This is a genomic window from Rubidibacter lacunae KORDI 51-2, from assembly GCF_000473895.1.
GTDB classification, from domain to species: domain Bacteria; phylum Cyanobacteriota; class Cyanobacteriia; order Cyanobacteriales; family Rubidibacteraceae; genus Rubidibacter; species Rubidibacter lacunae.
In genome coordinates this window covers 1-15,245 of record NZ_ASSJ01000024.1, presented here as the reverse complement: position 1 = coordinate 15,245, position 15,245 = coordinate 1, and the positions used below count along the sequence as shown (strand labels likewise).

General features: G+C 59.4%; 12 protein-coding genes. 2 read left to right on the top strand and 10 right to left on the bottom strand.

The features are described from left to right. Window positions 1–121: 121 nt before the first annotated feature. Entirely contained in the window at window positions 122–1,453 is a 1,332-nt protein-coding gene (locus tag KR51_RS04375) for a TldD/PmbA family protein (protein ID WP_022605250.1), read from the top strand. Between the two features lie 127 nt (window positions 1,454–1,580). On the opposite strand, the gene lpxB is transcribed toward KR51_RS04375, so the two are convergent. From lpxB to KR51_RS04340, 7 genes are all read right to left on the bottom strand, one after another. Next, on the bottom strand, window positions 1,581–2,798 hold the full coding sequence (gene lpxB / locus KR51_RS04370) for a lipid-A-disaccharide synthase (RefSeq protein ID WP_022605249.1): 1,218 nt from the start codon (window positions 2,796–2,798) through the stop codon (window positions 1,581–1,583). Between the two features lie 24 nt (window positions 2,799–2,822). Continuing rightward, window positions 2,823–3,623, bottom strand: a complete 801-nt coding sequence (gene lpxA, locus KR51_RS04365; protein WP_022605247.1) for an acyl-ACP--UDP-N-acetylglucosamine O-acyltransferase — start codon at window positions 3,621–3,623, stop codon at window positions 2,823–2,825. A 32-nt stretch (window positions 3,624–3,655) separates the two neighbouring features. Beyond that, window positions 3,656–4,174: a 3-hydroxyacyl-ACP dehydratase FabZ gene (gene fabZ / locus KR51_RS04360; RefSeq protein WP_040655131.1), complete on the bottom strand. Its 519-nt coding sequence runs from the start codon at window positions 4,172–4,174 to the stop codon at window positions 3,656–3,658. A gap of 38 nt (window positions 4,175–4,212) precedes the next feature. Continuing rightward, entirely contained in the window at window positions 4,213–5,049 is an 837-nt protein-coding gene (gene lpxC, locus KR51_RS04355; protein WP_084202394.1) for a UDP-3-O-acyl-N-acetylglucosamine deacetylase, read from the bottom strand. Between the two features lie 9 nt (window positions 5,050–5,058). Next, window positions 5,059–7,200, bottom strand: a complete 2,142-nt coding sequence (locus tag KR51_RS04350) for a BamA/TamA family outer membrane protein (RefSeq protein ID WP_022605243.1) — start codon at window positions 7,198–7,200, stop codon at window positions 5,059–5,061. Between the two features lie 229 nt (window positions 7,201–7,429). Beyond that, window positions 7,430–8,311: a phosphoribosylaminoimidazolesuccinocarboxamide synthase gene (gene purC, locus KR51_RS04345; protein ID WP_232214524.1), complete on the bottom strand. Its 882-nt coding sequence runs from the start codon at window positions 8,309–8,311 to the stop codon at window positions 7,430–7,432. A 31-nt stretch (window positions 8,312–8,342) separates the two neighbouring features. Continuing rightward, the gene (locus KR51_RS04340; RefSeq protein ID WP_022605239.1) at window positions 8,343–8,741 is read right to left on the bottom strand and encodes a hypothetical protein; all 399 of its coding nucleotides are present in this window, start codon (window positions 8,739–8,741) and stop codon (window positions 8,343–8,345) included. Window positions 8,742–8,979: 238 nt separating this feature from the next. Here KR51_RS04340 and cofG point away from each other — a divergent pair, with 238 nt between their 5' ends. After that, window positions 8,980–10,005 carry a 7,8-didemethyl-8-hydroxy-5-deazariboflavin synthase subunit CofG gene (gene cofG, locus KR51_RS04335; RefSeq protein WP_022605237.1) on the top strand — a complete coding sequence of 342 codons (1,026 nt, stop codon included), beginning with the start codon at window positions 8,980–8,982 and terminating at the stop codon, window positions 10,003–10,005. A 391-nt stretch (window positions 10,006–10,396) separates the two neighbouring features. Here the strand turns inward: cofG and KR51_RS04330 are convergent, their stop codons facing one another. The 3 genes from KR51_RS04330 to ileS all read right to left on the bottom strand — a co-directional run bounded on the left by KR51_RS04330 (window position 10,397) and on the right by ileS (window position 14,947). Beyond that, complete coding sequence (locus KR51_RS04330; RefSeq protein ID WP_022605235.1) at window positions 10,397–10,711, bottom strand: small RNA NsiR4-regulated ssr1528 family protein; 315 nt, start codon at window positions 10,709–10,711, stop codon at window positions 10,397–10,399. Window positions 10,712–10,840: 129 nt separating this feature from the next. After that, window positions 10,841–11,743 carry a lysylphosphatidylglycerol synthase domain-containing protein gene (locus tag KR51_RS04325; RefSeq protein ID WP_022605233.1) on the bottom strand — a complete coding sequence of 301 codons (903 nt, stop codon included), beginning with the start codon at window positions 11,741–11,743 and terminating at the stop codon, window positions 10,841–10,843. A gap of 315 nt (window positions 11,744–12,058) precedes the next feature. Continuing rightward, on the bottom strand, window positions 12,059–14,947 hold the full coding sequence (gene ileS / locus KR51_RS04320) for an isoleucine--tRNA ligase (protein ID WP_022605232.1): 2,889 nt from the start codon (window positions 14,945–14,947) through the stop codon (window positions 12,059–12,061). Window positions 14,948–15,245: the final 298 nt, after the last annotated feature.

Below are 15,245 nucleotides of genomic sequence, written 5' to 3'. Positions count from 1 at the left end.
GCGTTGGGACGGAGTCAGTTGAGCCCCCGATCGTCGCTCAGCCACCGCTATTACTGCTGTCAACGTCTACCATTGGAACAAGCATTCAAGCCACGGCATTTTTCCGCTTCGACTTTACATAATGACAGCCGCCTTCGCTCCATCCTGGCTCGATACCGAAGCCGCCCTCGACGTCATCAACTTTACCGTCAGTCAATCCGAAGCCGATGGCTGCCAAGTCAACCTGCGGGCTAGCTCCTCAGCACTCAGCCGCTTCTCGGAAAATCAAATCGGGCAGAACTTGAGCCGCGATCGCTGCCAGATTGCCATTACCAGCACCTTCGGGCAGAGCAGTGCTACAACCTCTACGACGGAATTGGATCGCGACGCCATTCAAGCTAGTGTGCGTCGCGCCGAAGCCCTCGCGCGGGTGGCACCCGCCGACCCGGAGCGGTTGCCGTTACTGGAGCCCCAATCTTACGACGATCGCCTCCCAGCGTTTGATGATGCAACGGCAAATTGCTCGCCGCGCGCGCGCGGGGAAGCCATCCGGCAGGCATGCCAGCAAGCAGCGTCCGCAGGCGTCACGGCGTCGGGGACCTTCAGCACCGAAGCGCTCCTAACAGCCGTGGGCAATTCGCAAGGGCTGCGAGCATGCGATCGCCTTACAGAAGCCGAATTCAGCTTCAGCGCACGGGTAGGATTTGGGTCGAGCTGGACGCAGCAAACGGCATCTGCTATGGCAGATCTCCCCATCGAAACGGCGGTCGCACGGACAATCGCTCGCGCACGTGCGTCTCAATCTCCACGCGCGATCGCGCCGGGAACCTATCCGGTGATTTTTGAGGCGCAAGCCTTTGCCAGTTTGCTGGCACCGGTCGCATGGGACTTCGACGCGCGGGCAGCTGATGAGGGACGCTCGTTTTTGTCCGCTCCTGAGGGCGGCAATCGCGTCGGCGAAGAGCTATTTTCCCCGATCGTGCACATTCGTCGCGACCCGGCACATCCCCTGCTACAATCGCGACGCTTCTTTAGCGATGGCTGGCCGAACTCGCTCCTGGAAGTCGTGCGCGATGGCGTGCCGCAAACCCTATCCTACAACCGCTTCTGGGCGCAACAGCAAGGACGACAGCCCACGGGACCGCTGTTTCCCATTGTCATGAGCGGCAGCCATCGCGACCTCGCCGAGTTGATTGCCGAGACAGAGCGGGGAATCCTTGTCAGTCGCGCCTGGTACGTGCGGTACGTCAACCCCCGCACGCTCGAGGTAACGGGCATGACGCGCGATGGGACGTTCTGGATTGAAAACGGCGCGATCGCCTACCCGATTGCCAATCTGCGCTTCAACCAAAAGCTACCGGAGATGCTGCGGCATATCGATGCCGTCGCGCGCGAGCAGCGCTTCGGCAACACCATCGTGCCGGGCGTCCGAACGCAGGCGTTTTCGTTCAGCAGCATCACGGACAGCATTTGAATGCGACAACCGTGGCGGCACGGATGCACATCCATACTGAAACCGCAGGTTTGCCCCCTCGTAAGGGTTCATACGCTAGGGCAGCCGCTTCGGGGGCGCCCCCCGAAGTGATAGTGGAAAACGACTGTCAGTCAGTGGCGGTGAGCGTTTGCTGCCGGCGAGCTTGAATGAAATCTAAAATCTGAGTAGCAGCGCGATCGCTAGCACCTGGACCGCCCAACGCCGCGCGCATCCGCGCGTATCCTGCTTGCATCTGCTGGCAGTACTCGCGATCGAGCAAGACCCTCTCGGCCGAAGCTGCGATGCGTTCTGGTGTCACTTCCTCTTGTAGCAGCTCGGGAACGATCGCCTCCATCAATACCAAATTGGGCGGTGACATAAACGGAATCGAAAAATTTAGCAGCTTGCGCACGATCCAAGCCGTGAGCGGACTGACGCGATAAAGCACCACCTGTGGCACGTCTAGATACGCCGTCTCCAGATTCACCGTGCCTGACTTCGAAATTGCTAAATCCGCTGCCGAGATTGCCGCAAGCCGTTGCTGCCCGTCCACCAACGTTGCCTGCAATCCATAGCGCGCCACCGCCGCCGCGATCGGCTCGCGAAAGGCCGGCATCGAAAGCGGGATCCAATAAGCAACCTGCGGCACTCGCTCCTGCAGCTGCCGCGCAGCCTCAAAGATTGGCGGCAGTAGATACTTCAGTTCCTGGCGGCGCGATGCCGGCAGCAGCACCACTGCCCGCGTCTCCTGAGCAATACCTAGAGTCGCTCGGGCCGCACCACGACTTGGGGCTGACTGCAAGCGATCGGCAATCGGGTGCCCCACCCAGGTCGTTTCGATGCCGCGATCGCGAAAGAACCGAGCCTCTTCGGGGAAAATTGCCAAGTGCCGGTCCATTACGCTCAAAAGTTGGCGCGTCGTGCCAGGCATCGCCCATACATACGCTTGCGGGGCAATGTAGTAGATTCGCGGGATCTGCGGCAACCAGTGGCGCGCGAATTCCGCAAGGCTGAGATTCGGGCCGCAGTAGTCGATCGCCACCATTGCATCCGGCGGTTGTGCCCGCAGCCACTGCTTGGCTCGCCGCTGTATCAGCCAGGTTGGGACCACAAACGGCAGCGACTCCAAAAGACCGACCGAACCGATGCGCGTTGTGTTGCCCAGCAGCGTGGCACCGGCAGCTGCCATGCAATCGCCGCCTAGCGCCACGATCTCCAGCGCCAGGTTGCGCGCCGCTGCCAATCGCCGCAGCGCCGCGACCAAGAGCGCGCCCTGCAAGTCACCCGAAACCTCACCCGTACTGATAAACAGGCTGTAGCTCTGACCGGTGGCGTTCGTCTGCATTCCTTACTCGCATTCTCCAGCGCACTAGTGGCGGGCTGCTGGAACCGGACCGCGCCGTCCCGTTTCTGTTGACGACTGATGTAAGAACTCGTGTAGGTGAACTAGTGGAGCCATTCCGTAACCTTGCGCGAGTTTCTCTAGCGCTGTCTCCAAACTGAGATTCGAGCGGTAGAGCAGCCGAAAAGCCTGCTTCAATTCGGCAATTTCCCGATCGTTCAAACCGTGCCGCTGTATGCCGATCGTGTTGAGCGCGCGCACTCGCGCCGGATTGCCCTCCACCAACATGAAGGGCGGCACGTCGCGATCTACACGGCTCATGCCGCCCACCATCGCCAAACGACCGATACGAACAAATTGATGGATGCCGAGCATGCCGCCGATGGTTGCTTTCTCCTCGATACATACATGCCCTGCCAGAGCTACGTTATTGGCAATCACGACGCCATTAGCAATCTCGCAGTTGTGGGCGACGTGGACGTAGGCCATTAGCAAGTTCTCATTGCCGATCGCCGTGACTTCACCGCTGTCCGTCGCGCGATTGACCGTCACGTATTCGCGAATCGTATTGCCGTCGCCAATTTTGACCCAGCTGCTCCCGCCGCGATACTTAAGATCTTGGGGCTCAAGACCAATTGCCGCGCCTGGGAAAATGCGGTTGTCGACCCCAATGACGGTGGGTCCTTCAATTACCGCATGAGCGCCGACGGTTGAACGAGCCCCGATCGCCACCTGCTCGCCAATGACGGCGTACGCTCCGACCTCCACTGTCGGATGAAGTTCGGCGCTCGGATGGATAACAGCTGTTGGATGGATGAGCGCAGTCAAAGCACGACTCCCGAGCGGTCTAGTAATTCTACTTACTCGATTTCGAAGAGCGAGAAGGTCATCTCGGCTTCAGCTGCTAGCTGGCCGTCCACAGTTGCCCGCCCTTGCATTTTGCCAAACCGTCGCTTGAATGAGAGCAGCTCGACGCGCATGATCAGCTGGTCGCCGGGCACCACCGGACGGCGGAAACGCGCCTTTTCGATCCCGGCAAAGGCGAAGAAGCTGCCTTCCATACCCGGCAGTTGCGTGAGCACGACGCCGCCGACCTGTGCCATCGCCTCGACGATTAAGACCCCCGGCATGATCGGATAGCCCGGAATATGTCCGGGAAAGTGTGGTTCGTTGAAGCTGACGTTCTTGAGTCCGAGGGCATATTGCTGCGGGACGTACTCCAAAATCCGATCGACTAACGCAAACGGGTAGCGATGGGGCAGGAGTTTGTGGATCGCGGCAATATCGAGCGCGATCGGCTCGGGGGTATCCACGCGATCCGGTGCGGCATCCTTGGCGGTGGAAGCGTTTCGACGATCGGTAAGTGCGGACATAGGCAAGCGAATAGTCTCCTGACAGGCTCGTGGCAGCAAGCAAGCTAGGCGCGCTCGGCAGCCAGCAAGGCGCGAGCGAAACGCACGTGCAGCGCGTGGCTGGCTTTGTAGGCAAGGACGTGAGCGCGCGGCAAGGCACCTAGTAAGCTCAAGTCTCCCACTAAATCTAGAAGTTTATGACGTGCGGGCTCATTTGCAAACCGCAGCGGCGGATTCAGCCACCGATCGCCCGCGCATACGAGGGCATTTTCCAAACTGCCGCCGCGAATCAATCCCGCTTGTCGTAACGGTTCAACGTCCTCGGCGAGTGCAAAGGTGCGGGCCGGCGCGATCGCCTCGGCAAAATCAACGCGATCGGGCTGCCAGGTGTGCCATTGCTGTCCGATTGCCGGCGCGTCGAAATCGATACCGTAGCTGAGCTGGGTTTTCGCGGCCGGGACGGCCGTTACAAAGGCGTCGCCCTCGCCCACCCACAGTGGGGCGGCGATCGCCAGCGGCTCGGCTGCTGGGACTTCGGTGGCTGCAGTTCCTACTGCCGCGATCGCTTCGCTCCACTCCCGCGCCGACCCATCCAACAGCGGTACTTCCGGACCGTCTAGCTCGATGCGAGCATTATCAACCCCTGCCCCGAGCAAGGCCGCCAGCAGGTGCTCCACGGTCCGGACGCCGACTCTCTCGTCGCCGAGCATGGTCGAAAGCTGTGCCCGACCCACGGACGACACCTCAGCTGCGATCTCCGGTGGTCCTGGCAGATCACTGCGGACGAACGTGCGACCGGTTCCCGGTGGAGCGGGACTGACGTGCACGCGGACCGCCGTGCCGGAATGCAGCCCGACGCCCGCACGGGTAAAGGTCCCGGACAGCGTGTATTGAACGCGCATGGGCAACATCTAGAAACGCTGACCGATGCCGAAGTGAACGCGCGTATCGCCGTCGTCGTTAACACCAACATCGAGACGGAGCGCGCCGAGCGGCGATCGCACGCGGACGCCGCCGCCGTAACCAAAACCGTCGCCGGGCTTGTCGCGCGCGCCGGCAGGATTCCCCGGTACGTCTTTGCCGGTTCCGATATCCGTGGCGTAGTCAAAGAACAGGACGCCGCTCAGGATATTGAAAATCGGGAAGCGATATTCAACTGAGGCTTGGGCGAAGCTTTTTCCGCTGCCAACTCCTCCGCGTTCGTAACCGCGGACGGAGTCGATACCGCCAAGGGCAAAGGCCTCGTAAGGCGGCAGATCGCCAACATGAGTTCCGGCCTGGACGTTAAAGGCGAAGGCCTGAGGACCGTCGCTAAAGCGGAGGAAATTTACCGGAATGTAGAAGCTGTAATTAGCGCGAAGGCGCGAACTCAAGATACTACCCGAGCCAATGGGAAGCGTTTGTTCAAACCGTAGGCTCAGAAACGATCCGCTGGTTGGGTCGAGCGAGTCGTCGCGCTTATCGCGCGCGGCACTGAACGAAAGCGTGAATAAGTCGTCGCGACCGCTTTCATCGAAGCTCAGCAAATTACCCAATTCGTCGCGCGGGGTTAAGTCGCCATCGGAGTCTCGGATCGACACTCGCTGATAGTCAAAGCCAGCCGACAGTCTCCAGTCGCTTTCGTCGAAGGGATCGGAAATCAGCGGGCGCGAGAAGTTGACGCCGCCCCCGGTGCGCCGCACGCGCGGGGTATCGCCGTTGGGCAAGTCCACATCGGTCTCGCCGTTGTCGAAGATCACCGAAATCGAGCGGCGGCGGAAGGCATTAAGCCGGTAAGACGTGCGGTGGTTGTCGCCGCCAATCCAGGGATCGCGGAAGGAGAAGTCGAACAACAAGTCGCGCTCGCCGACTTGGAACTCGACCCCGAGATCTTGATTGTTGCCGCCGATGTTTTGCTCTTGGTAGCTAACGGTTCCGAAAACCCCCGTTGAGGAACTAATGCCCACCCCTGCAGCCAGCGAGCCGGAATTGCCCTCCACCAACTCGACTGTCACGATCGCCGTTGCCGGGTCGTCGCCTGGCTGGAAAGATAAACGCGCGTCGTCGAACAGACCCAGCCCGAATACGCGTTCTAGGTCTTCCTGGGCCGTGTCGCGGTTGTAGACATCACCGGGTTGGAGTTGGATCTCGCGCGTGACGATGAAGTCGCGTGTCCGTCCGTCGTCGGGGGCACCGTCCTCGTCGAAGAATTGCACGCGGATGTCGGCAATAACGCCCTCAGCAACGGTTAACGTGACGATGCCGTCCTCGCTCACCTCCGGATCGTCCACCACTTGAGCCAAGTCGTAGCCGTTCTCTTGGTACCAAGCATTGAGATCGTCGATATCGTCTTGCAAGATGCGCAAGTTGAGCGTTTCGCCGTATTCGTCGCTAAAAATCTCGTTCACCACTTCCTGTGGCAATACGCGCTCGTCTTGCGATCGCGGCAGCGTCTCGACGACCACTTCGCGCAGCACCGGGTTGGCTTCGACGATGAAGGTAATCCGGACGCCCAACGGTGTATCCACCGGCTGAACGCGGACGTTAGAGAAAACGCCGGTCCCAAAAATAGCATTAACGTCGGCTTGGAGTTGCGAGCGCGTGGTCACGCGCCCGGGGGCAACGCGAGTGGTGGCGTACACTAAGTCCTGCAGCTCGCCATCGACACCCTCCACCAGCACTTCAGCAACGAGCACGCGCGGTTCGGCAACCGGCTGGGGTTGACTGACGGGCGGTGCTTCGTCGGCATCCTCGTTGTCAACATCCTCATCATCAGCAACATCCGCTTCTGACTCGGTTGCTGCTGGGTCTTCCGCAGGTGCGTCCGGAACGTTATCGGGCGGAGTCGATTCGGGGGGATCGGTATCTGTACCTTGCGCGATCTCCTCAGCTCGAGCCACCAGCGGCGTGCCAAGCACGGAACCGGTGATCAGGGCTCGGGTGAGAGCGTCCTCTTCAGGAGATAGCTTTTCGTAAAACTCTTTTGCTGAGGCAGGGGCAGCCGCACTCAGCGGAATCGCGGCGATCGCCGCCCATAGCAGTCCGACTCGCGCCAAATTGATTTGCTTAACCACTTCTCACACCATCTCACACGTCAAAGCCGCCGCCGAGCGCAGCCAAATCTATTTTTATACCGGGCGGAGCGGCTTGCAGTCAATCGTGCCGACTCTCCCCAAGATGTCGGAAAGACCGATCGCGGTAGCTGCCGCTGCTCTCCTGACACCTCTCGGGGATTGTACCGCGCGAGTGCGGCCGGCATCCGTTAATGCACTACAAGTGCTCGCCGACCGCCAAACCGCTGCACTAATTTGTACCGTTACCGTCCGAGGGCGGTCCCGCAAACTGTGCCAGTACGCGTGCTTGCACTTGCTCGTAGGCTGCTTCTATGTTGCCGAGGTCGTGGCGGAACCGGTCTTTGTCAAGGATGCGTGCTTGCGGATCGGCCCGATCGCTATCCCAAAGGCGGCAGGTGTCAGGACTGATCTCGTCGGCTAGCAGCAGGCTGCCGTCGCGGCGATCGCATCCGAATTCGAGCTTGAAGTCGACGAGAGTAATGTTGCAGCGGGTGAAAAACTCCTGCAGCACGCGGTTGATTTGGAGTGCCAGGGAATGCATGCGATCGAGCTGTTGCGGCGTTGCCAAGTTCATCAGGAACAGGCGATCGCGCGTTAGTAATGGATCGCCTAAATCATCGTTCTTGTAGTAGTACTCCACCAAGGGGTCGGGTATCACCGTGCCCGCTGGGATTCCGGTTTGGCGGCAGAGACTGCCGGCGGCAATGTTGCGAACCACAACCTCGATCGGCACGATCGCGACGGCGCGCACGCGCATCTGTCCGGCCTCGGGACAGTCGATGAAATGCGTGGGAACGCCGTTGGCTTCCAGCAACTCGAAGAGCGCGGCCGAGATCCTGCAGTTGATCGTTCCTTTGCCCTCGATTCGTCCGCGTTTCTGAGCATTGAATGCCGTCGCGTCGTCTTTAAAATGCGATAGCAGCACCAATGGGTCGTCCGTGGTGTAGAGAATCTTGGCTTTCCCTTCGTACAGTTTCTGGGGGGGCTGGGACGCGGGCGGGCGGTTGGATTGCTGGAACACGTAATACACCTCCCGAGTGGGATGGGCAAAAGCGCCAAAACGCGAACAATGCGCTAGCGATCGCATCGCGCCCGAAATCGCTAGCTCCACCGCATTGTGTTTGCTGGCTAAACAGCTGCGTTTAGCGCGGTGTATTCATGTCGCGGGCTAGGCTGCGGAACATCTCCATATTGGCACCCGGACGACGGCGAGCCGACTTCGTGCTCGGAACCAAATAATCTGGCGCGAAGGTGCGGTCGGGGTCGGGCTCAGGAGTAGGTGGGGTCGGCATGGGAGCTGCTGGAGCTACCGGAGTGGTTGCTGCTGGTTGTGCGGCCTCTACCGGCGCGGGGGCAGCAGTTGTCGGGGGTTGTTCGAGTTCTGCCGGCACCGCCGCTGAATCTTCTTGAGTTGGCACTGACTCGCCTTGCTCGGGATCGAGTTCGAGGTAGTAGCCGCTCTTTTTCTTCTTTTTGCCTTGCGTTTGTCCTTGCTCGTCGTCCGACTGACCGCCGAACAAACCCTTGACCAAGCCGACCATTGCCGTTACTCCTAACCGATTACGATGAAAAGCGATCGTGCGTTGACTGCGTTGTGCCGTGCCCCGATCGCGTCAGGTCAACCCGGCAAGCGGGACCTCCATCGGTGCCGCACTCGTCCCGCGCTAGTTCCGCGCGTCTTTGACAATCTTTACAATAATGGCGTATTCCTCACACTTTATGGGTTTTCTCTGAGAGGTTCTGGCGCTAAGTTAACAGAAGTTGACATTTGTATTGTCGATGTCCGATCGCCCACGTCACATCACATACAGCCCGGCAGTCACGGTAGTCCCAACTTACGAATGTTTCAATCGTTGCAGCTACTGCAACTTTCGCGCCGCGCCGGGAAAAGATACCTGGCTCGACCTCAACGCGGCTCGTCAAGAGCTGTCGATCGCACGCGCGAGCGGCGTTTGCGAAGTACTTGTACTCAGTGGCGAGGTGCATCCACGATCGCTACAAAGAGCGGCATGGCTGGCGCGAATTGAGGCGTTGTGTCAGCTGGCGCTGGAGTTGGGGTTGCTGCCGCATACTAATGTCGGCCCGCTCGATCGCGCGGAGATGGAGCGGTTGCAAGCAGTGAACGTGTCGATGGGTTTGATGCTGGAGCAGCTCGCGCCGGAATTGCTGCAAACTGTTCACCGGCATGCACCGAGCAAGGATCCGCAGGTCCGCCTCCACCAGCTCGACCAAGCTGGCGAATTAGGAATTCCGTTTACGACCGGGTTGTTGTTGGGCATTGGCGAAACGCCAGCCGATCGCGTCGAAACCCTCGCGGCGATCGCGGCATCCCAGCGTCGCTGGGGTCACGTACAAGAAGTTATTCTGCAGCCGCACAGTCCGGGTACGCGTCAGGAGTGGCAGGGCTTGGGGTTCGACTTAGCGGGGCTGCCGGAGGTGGTGGCAATCGCGCGATCGCTACTGCCGATGGAGATCGCGATTCAGATCCCGCCCAACCTTGCTTGCGAACCGAGGGTGTTGCTGGCCTGTTTGGAGGCCGGTGCAACCGACCTGGGCGGCATCGGACCGAAAGATGAGGTCAATCCGGATTACGCGCACCTGCAGCCGGAGACGTTGCGATCGCTGCTGAATCCGGCAGGGTGGGAGTTGGCACCACGCCTGCCGGTGTATCCGCAGTACCTATCTTGGCTCCCGCCGCAGTTGCAAGGAACAGTTTCGGAGTGGCAGAAGCGATTGGTATCCGAGGGCGATCTTCAGCCGGAGTCCGCAGATCGCGTCAAAAATGTGTCTCGGCAGTTGCCTTAAATTTGGACCTAACCAATTGAAGCTTCCGCCTTTGGGGATGAATTCAAAAAATGCCTAAAATTTTGCCGGTGGGTGTCAACTTCTAGAAAGTAATTCCGCATCGGCGTGCAAAGACTCCTCGCAGAGCGCCAAAAAACTGCTTTTGCAGGGAACTTAGGCTTTCCCAGGGTCAGGCGGCTTCCGAGTTTTCTCAAATAAAGGTGACATACACCCTCTGGATAACACTGGGCTAATGGTGATAGCAGAAGTTAGCCCAGAGGAGTTTTAAACCCCTACAGAACTACGCCTGGCTCAGCAGCACCTGTATTGGTCGAGATGCCCTGAGGTAAGAACTGCACAACCCAGAACGCGAATCAATCAGAATTAGATCGCTCGGATGCATCGAACCAAATCACTTGCTGCCATAGTAGAAGGCAATTTCTTTATCCTTCAACGGGGCGAAGTTTGCTGCCTCCAGCATTTGATTCAACTCGTCTTGGGCGATGTGCTTTGCGCCGATACGAACGATTCGCGATCGCATGGTGTTGCTGACGCCACTGCGTTGTCGCCCGGCTTCGAGAGCCATCACGCTGTTGTAGAGATCGAGTTTGGCTGGCGGAATCGGGGAACCATCGAGGTCGAGTCCCTTGGCGATCGCCACATCAACGGCGTCGGCACCGAGGGAGCGTTGCGATTCGGGAGCAGTTCCTGCAGGGGTTGCGGACATCGGGCAGATCCTTTAGCGAGCGCGTCTGTGTCGGTCGAGCCAACGTCGGACCGAGAGCGAGTTGCAGTCGATTTGGCTCGCCCCTCACTATAAAGCGAAAGTGAAGTCGAACGCGAACTCACGGCAAGCCTAGCTCGCCCATCGCTCGGCCAGATACGCCGCGCCGGCCGCGATCGCCTCTGCTGCTATACCTAACAAGCGAAACACCGCCACGCCAGCGAGCACCGCACCTGCCGGAAAATGCCCGTCCAGTAACGCGATCGCCGTTGCTTCAAATACGCCCAACCCGCCTGGCGTTGGGATTACTAAACCGAGGAACCAGGCGCACCCAAACGTCCCGAGTAACAGCGGCAGCGTTCCCCACCCAACAGAGACGAATCCAGCCATTGCCGCCACGAAGCCCAACCCGCGCAACAAGACGAATCCGACTTCCCCAACCAGGGGCAGCCACGGATAGCGCTCTACCCTGACGATCGCCTCGCCCTTCTGTCCCTTGATCCTCGCCACGAGACCCAGGGCCGGGTTCAGCACCCGCGGATGTACGCCCGCTAAGGCGATCGCTAATCCCAACAGCGGTAAGACGGCATACCCCGCCTGCCAGCTCGCGCTCGGCGTCAGCCAACCGCCAGCGGCCGCAGCGATCGCGATCGCCACGGCTGCCGCTGCCATCAACAGCGGCTCGAGCAAAACGCATAGCAGTGCCACGTCCATCGGCGCACCCGCAGACTTCACCGCCCAGATTCGCCCGTAAAAATGCCAAACATTGCCGGGTACGTACTTGGCGATGTTGGTTTGCAGGTAAACCCGCAGCACCCAACCGATTTCAGCCGGCTGACGACAGAATCGCAGGATCCACAGCCACACTACACCCGACCACACGTGTGCCAGCAGCGTAATGAGAAAGGCGATCGCGCTCCAGCCGAATAGACGAGCGTTGAGTTCGATGCCAGCGACCTCTTGCCAGTGCACTTGCACCGCGCGCGCTAGGAAGAACAGGGTGGCACCCAGTACGAACCAGCGCAGAAATTTCACGCGTGCTTTCCTTGAGTCTTCTACAAGTCTTCAACGAGTCATACCAAGTCTAGGGCGTCGGTAAAGGGAATGCAGGCGGAAATCCAATAGGGCAACTTGAAAAACTGCCGGATTGTGGCGTACCGGCGGCTGAAGTGCCCCTGCTGCAGTGCCGATATTCGGTCTTGAGCGAATGAATCGAGGTGCACTTCTGCAGGATCGCTGAGGACAATTTACGTAATTGGTTTACTCGCTGCTGCTATTATTTCCGGGCCTCAGTATTTGAACGGGGCTGAATCTTCTTTTCAATTCATATTCTGAAATTGCAACGCATCTTCAGAAAGTTCCCTTAAGAGCAGCTTCACACCGATCGCAAATAGCAGGATGCGCGGCAGATTTGCCGACCGACGGCGAGTAATTCCAGCAGCGATCGCATTTCTTGCCATCAGCACCCACCACAGCGATCGCGGCAAGGTCCGTAGTGCTGTTGAACTCGGCGGCGGCGATCGCGTCGGGCGCGTCGAGCAGTTCCACTTGCGAAGCCAGAAACAGATAGCGCAGTTCGTCAGCGCGATCGCAAGTTCCCAGGCTGTCTGCTGGATTCATTGCACTCAATTGTGCGCGCCAAGTCGGGTCGTCCACGTAGAGCAGCACTTTGGCATCCAGAGAAGCTCCGATCGCCTTAGCCGTCCGAGCGGTTTCTAGGACCTTGTTTACCTCGGTTCGCAGTTGGCGCAGCTGCTGCCAGCGTTCGGAGAGGTTGGGTTGTACCCAGGCAGCATCAGGCTGAACCCAACCGGCGGCAAAAACAGATTCGGTTGCAGTCGGGTAGGGCAAGTATTGCCAGATATCCTCAGCCATGTGACAGAGGACGGGCGCGATCGCGCGGGCGAGATTTTCGATCGCGATCGCCAGCACGGTTTGGCAGCTGCGGCGGCGCGGCGAGTCGAGCGCGGAGATATAGAGGCGGTCTTTGGCAACGTCCAAGTAGAAGTTGGACAAGTCGACCACGCAGAAGTTCTGCACCGATTGAAAGAAGCGGAAGAATTGGAAGGTCTCGAAGGCGTCGGTCACGTCGTCGAACACTTCAGTCAGGCGGTGGAGCATGTAGCGATCGAGGTCCGGCAGGCGATCGTAGGGAACGGCATGCTTCGCCGGGTCGAAGTCGTGCAGGCTGCCGAGGAGGAAGCGCGCCGTGTTGCGGATCTTACGGTAGACGTCGGAAAGCTGCTTGAGGATCGCCTGACCCACCGGCACATCTGAGGAGTAATCCACCGACGACACCCACAGCCGCAACAGATCCGCACCGTAGGCAGGTTCTTTTTTCTGGTTCTTGCCCCCGAGCACGATCGCCATCGGATCGATGCCGTTGCCGAGGGACTTGCTCATTTTGCGTCCCTTTTCATCGAGGGTGAAGCCGTGGGTGAGCACGGTTTTGTAGGGCGCCATGCCTTGGGTAGCAACGCTGGTGAGCAAACTCGACTGGAACCAACCGCGGTGTTGGTCGGACCCTTCCAGGTAGATATCGGTGGGATATTGCAGTTGCGATCGCTGCTTGGCGACAGCCGCCCAGGACGAACCCGAATCGAACCACACGTCCATCGTGTCGGTGCCTTTGCGGTAGGTGCGCCCGTTACTGCGATAGGGTTCGGGCAGCAAGTCTGCGACGGGCAACTCCCACCAGGCATCAGAGCCGCGATCGCGGATGATGTCGCGGACGTGGGCGACAGTTTCCGGGGTCAACAACGGCTCGTTGGTGTCCTCGTCATAGAACACGGGAATCGGGACGCCCCAGGTGCGCTGGCGCGAGATACACCAGTCAGAGCGCTCGGCAACCATGGAACGGATGCGGTTCTCGCCGGTCGCGGGCACCCATTTGACCGAGGCGATCGCGGCGAGGGCGGCATCGCGAAACCCGGCTACGGAGGCAAACCACTGCTCGGTGGCGCGGAAGATCGTGGGCTTTTTGGTACGCCAGTCGTAAGGATATTTGTGGACGTAGGGTTCTTCCTTGAGGAGCGCGCGTGCGTCTCTGAGGGCTTCGACGAGAGCGGCATTGCCCTCGCCAAGGACGTTTAATCCGGCAAAGGGTCCGGCTTTGGCAGTAAAATTACCCGCGTCGTCCACGGGTGCGAGCACGGGCAACCCGTAGCGCCGGCCGACGGCATAGTCTTCCTGACCGTGGCCGGGCGCGGTGTGGACTAATCCCGTACCGGACTCGGTCGTAACGTAATCGCCGCCGATGAGCACTTCGCTTTCGCGATCGTACAGCGGGTGCTTGTAGGCACAGTGCTCTAGGGCTTTACCCGGAAAAGTAGTTTCGACGTTGAGGGTCAAACCGAGGGTCTCGCTCAGGCGATCGACCAATTCGGCGGCGACGATTAGGTACTTGAAGTTACATGACGTCTCGCCGCCATCTACCGCAACGACGGCATAGTTCAGGTCGGGGTTGACCGAAACACCGAGGTTGCCGGGGATCGTCCAAGGCGTCGTCGTCCAGATGGCGACACCGAGGTTCGGTAGGTATGGTGCGAGGCGATCGGCTAGGGCTTCAGAGGTCTTAACAAGCTGGAAAGCCGCGTAGATACTGCGCGAGGTGTGACCTTCGGGATATTCCAGCTCGGCTTCGGCGAGGGCGGTACGCGACGAAGGACTCCAGTGCACGGGCTTGAGGCCGCGATAGATGTAGCCTTTGAGTGCCATGTTGCCGAAAACTTCGATTTGGGCTGCTTCGTACTCGGGCTGCAACGTGAGGTACGGGTGTTCCCAGTCGCCCCAGATGCCGAAGCGCTGGAAGCCAGCACGCTGTTCGTCAACGGTTTTGAGAGCGAAGTCGCGTGCTTTGCGGCGCAGCTTGATGGGCGTGAGAGCAGCACGAGATTCCGCAGGTAGCTTCTGCAGAACCTTGAGTTCGATCGGCAATCCGTGGCAGTCCCAGCCCGGAACGTAGCGGACTTTGTGACCGCGCAGGAGCTTGTATTTATTGATGATGTCTTTAAGGATCTTGTTCAGCGCGTGCCCCATGTGCAACGAACCATTGGCATAGGGCGGACCGTCGTGCAAGACAAAAACATCGCCGGGATTGTCTTGGGAGAGTGTTGCGTAGATCTCTTTATCTGCCCAGAACTGCTGGATCTCCGGTTCGCGCTTGACAGAGTTCGCGCGCATGGAGAAGTCGGTTTTCGGCAAGTTGACGGTGTCTTTATAGCTCTTGGCAGCGGTCACGGTGGGTGCTTGGGTGGTGGCTGATAGTTGCACCTATTTTATAAGGCAGCGCTGCGGCGACTGCGGTCGGGCGATCGCGCAACCATCAAAGCGCCCCAAGCTGCTCGACCGTGCCCGCAACACTATGCGAGTCAATCACTATGCGAGTCAATCACTATGCTTAAGCAGTGACATCCTCCCGACGCTGAAGCTACGCATACAGCGCGGGCTTCCTCAGTGACTCTCAGCTACTGCTGAGACATTTCCTGAGAGATTAAGGGCTTGATGTCCCACAGCCCTATTGAGAATATTGATCGCT